The sequence below is a fragment of the Exiguobacterium sp. s150 genome, assembly GCF_018618435.1.
GTDB lineage: Bacteria > Bacillota > Bacilli > Exiguobacteriales > Exiguobacteriaceae > Exiguobacterium > Exiguobacterium alkaliphilum.
This window is the reverse complement of record NZ_JACSMC010000061.1, coordinates 1-3,222: the sequence shown is the minus strand read 5'-3', so window position 1 is coordinate 3,222 and position 3,222 is coordinate 1. Positions and strand designations below refer to the sequence as shown.

General features: G+C 48.2%; 5 protein-coding genes. 2 read left to right on the top strand and 3 right to left on the bottom strand.

The window, feature by feature from the left end:
* Together KNP76_RS15400 and KNP76_RS15395 are read right to left on the bottom strand one after the other, a co-directional pair.
* Window positions 1–539: ATP-binding protein (locus tag KNP76_RS15400; protein WP_214845030.1), on the bottom strand; the 539-nt coding region annotated here is incomplete at its 3' end.
* Window positions 532–984, bottom strand: a complete 453-nt coding sequence (locus KNP76_RS15395; RefSeq protein ID WP_058765844.1) for a hypothetical protein — start codon at window positions 982–984, stop codon at window positions 532–534. The genes KNP76_RS15395 and KNP76_RS15400, both read right to left, overlap by 8 nt.
* A 133-nt stretch (window positions 985–1,117) precedes the next feature.
* On the opposite strand from KNP76_RS15395, the gene KNP76_RS15390 reads away from it, so the two are divergent.
* The gene (locus KNP76_RS15390) at window positions 1,118–1,765 is read left to right on the top strand and encodes a hypothetical protein (protein ID WP_214845029.1); all 648 of its coding nucleotides are present in this window, start codon (window positions 1,118–1,120) and stop codon (window positions 1,763–1,765) included.
* A gap of 291 nt (window positions 1,766–2,056) precedes the next feature.
* Window positions 2,057–2,782: a coiled-coil domain-containing protein gene (locus KNP76_RS15385; RefSeq protein ID WP_214845028.1), complete on the top strand. Its 726-nt coding sequence runs from the start codon at window positions 2,057–2,059 to the stop codon at window positions 2,780–2,782.
* A 187-nt stretch (window positions 2,783–2,969) separates the two neighbouring features.
* On the opposite strand, the gene KNP76_RS15380 is transcribed toward KNP76_RS15385, so the two are convergent.
* Window positions 2,970–3,222: hypothetical protein (locus tag KNP76_RS15380; RefSeq protein WP_214845027.1), on the bottom strand; the 253-nt coding region annotated here is incomplete at its 5' end.

Genomic DNA, 3,222 nt, shown 5'->3' with positions numbered 1-3,222 from the left:
TCGTCAGTCGTCAAGTCGGTCAATAGCCATTCATCGAGGATGAGTAGGTCGACTTTTGTATACTTTTTGAGGAGTCGTCGGTAGCTCCCGTCGGCTGCGAGCTTCGCCAGTGTCAGTTCGTCCAACAGTTCAGGCAGACGGATGTATCTCACCTTGAACGATTGGCGGCAGGCCGAGACTCCGAAGGCGGTCGCGAGATAGGTCTTCCCGGACCCTGTCGGTCCCTTCAGAATCAAATTGTGACCGTCCAAGGTGTAAGTTTCGCTTGCCAACTTTAGGATCTGCTCTTTGTTCAGTCGACGGTCGGCATGGTACTCGATGTCCTCGATGCAGGCATTCGAGTTGATGAATGAGGCAGCCTGGATCAGCCGGTGCAACTTGCCGTTCTTTCGTCTGGAATGCTCAAAATCGACGAGTAGTGCCAGTCGTTCATCAAAGTCCATGCGTTGAAAATCGTGATTGGATGACTGTTCCTCGTAGGCTTCGGCCATCCCGTTCATCTTCATCTCGATCAGTTTGGCAATCGTCTGTTCATTCATCTTTATCGGCTCCCCCATAGTATGCCGCACCACGCATGAAGCCATAGTGATTGTTGGCAGTTTCCGTCTTGCGTTTCAACTCCTGCTCGGCGTCGCTCTTCTTGTTTTTCGACAGGATGCTCTGGATGCCCTTGACCGTCGGTCTGTTGGTCATGGAGACGACCATCTTACAGGCACGCTCGATCTCATACTTGGAATAACGTCGCTCCAGCTTCTTCAGCGTGAAGATGGATTGGAGTGCCAATCGCTCGGTTTGAGCAGTGCCCAGAAGGAAATCGATCACCTTCAAGGTGTTCGGACCGATCGCGTCTGCCCAGTCTTTTGCGTTCTCCGGGGTCTGGTCGATGTAGAGCTTATGGTTGTCGGGCATGTGATCGCGGTTGGTCGATAATTGTCCGAAGCGTCCAATCAGCCGCTTGTGGGAGGCAATCCGCAAAGTCGTCAAATATGCCCCTAAACTTGTTTTAGAGTCTGCCGCGTCACTCGGTCATTACGGAGCCCTTGCTTTTGAAATAGTAACAAATCCAATCCAACTTCTCTCGGTCAACCTTTCCGATGAGCTCGCAAAGTCTCCCTATGTGAAGTACCGGCGCCGCTTCATGGACTATCTCGCATGGAAACTGTATTCGGAAGGCGATATGACCCTCGAGAACATGTCCTGGCTCATGGACGAGTTCAAGACACGCGATGATGTCGTCAAACTGTTCATCGCCCGTGCCAAAGAGATTTCGGAGACCAATCACTCTTATCAGGCGACCATTCTATTGGCCATCTACTCTGCGAAAGTGTTTGCCCGGCCAGAACTCGCCGCAAGTAGTGAGTCCGCTTTCTTCTTGCATCTTCTGTCACAAGTGAATGACAACGACCTTCGCCATTTTGAACTCATCTATGACCACGCGGCTGCTCTCGAGCATAAATTTACTCCACTGTACGCTTGTGACGCCTATTATCAATCGATCGGTGATCCAGTCTTTCAACAACTTCCCTCTCAAGAACGTGAGGTTGCTCTCTTGGTGAGATTAAGCGCTGACCCGGAATTCATATCGTTTTACACGAGTACAGACAAGCTGACATTTCTGGGTGTGTTGATGCAGCGTTCGTTCAGTTACGGAAGCATCGGACATACTCAAATCTCATTGAATCCATATAGCGATACGTTGAAAGAACTGATAGAAGAGTCCCGGTTGTTGGAAGATTCCTTGAGGCGTTCATCGAGACCTTCGTAACCTCGATCTCGAACCGTCTAGTCTCGGTATTAATGCCTCCTGATCAATCTGGAGTTTGTGTATACAGAGTCCTTGACATATGGTCATATCTAATCAAAAGTGACGAGAACACTTTAAAATGTATACATTTCGACGTCGAAATGGATTAGGCTTGTCAGCAATGCCTCGTCTTGTGTTTACGTAGTAAATACGCGAAAATGGAAGTGAGATGAATGCGAGTCAACATGCGTTCAAATGAGAAATCTATCAAATGGTAAAGTGGTGAATCCTGTGCAGTCTAATGAAACCAAAGTGACCTCTTTTCGAGTCTCACAAGAGGTAAAAGAACACATCCAGCGGTTGTCGGAACAGCGGCAGCTGTCGACGAATCAATTATTTGAAGAACTGATCACCTTGGCTGATAAACAGGTTCCAGATCCATTGATCAGTGAGGAGAACGACGCTCTCCAGGCGGCATTGAATCAGGTGCTGTCCCTCTTCAATGAACGTGCCACGCGGCTAGAGCTTCGGACAAAGGAACACGAACGGATCCGTTCACGCTATCAAAAGACGATTCATGACCTTGAGCAAAGTATCATCATAGAATCGCAACAGCTCAAAGAGGACTATGAGCGTCAAGTCGCGGCCCACGAACAGGAATTACTTCCACTTCAACATCAAGTGGAGCTCCTGTTCGCCGAGAAACAGTATGCTCAGGACGCCCTCGAGACCGAACGCGCCTCTTTCAAAGAGGAACTAAAGGCCCAGAAGAAATTGGTCTTTAAGTTAGAGGAAGACGTCAGGAAGCTCGAGCAAGAGCGCAGCCAGCTCAATCGTCAAAACCAGAGCCTGATGGACACGATTGACGAGTTGAAGGCACGAACGCGACGAAACGACCAACTTGAAGAGGAGAACCAAAAACTTCACCTGGAAGTGCAGATCCTCCGTCGTGAAAAAGAGGCGTTCGAGAACCGGTTACAGGAACAGGTCGAGCTCGCGGTCCTGCGTGTGCGTAATACCCAACAAAATAAACAATGATACGAAAAGGGTACTAGACTGAGTCAACCAGTGACTGAATCTAGTACCCTTATGTTTATTACAAAGAAAGTATTTAACGGTTTGAAGAAGTCATTTGATACATGTTCAATGATTTGACCAAAAAAGCTCCATTTATACGTAGAATCATAACCTCATGAGAGTATAAAAATGACTCCACTTGGTCCAATTAAGATTTTACCCGCAATCCACGCATCTTGAATCGATTACGCTTTTCTTCTAACTTCACTTTCATATCTACCGAGAACGCACTTTCAGGAGTGTTGTAGGCACGTCGCGCTGCCATACTAAGCATCTTAGCCACATCCTCTGCCCGGTCGTCCTGTAAATCAAGCAGTGAAGATCGAACATACTGGCGAGCCATTTCTCGGTCACGTAGCGATTCAGGGACCGATACATGACGACTTAATGCCAGGGCCAAT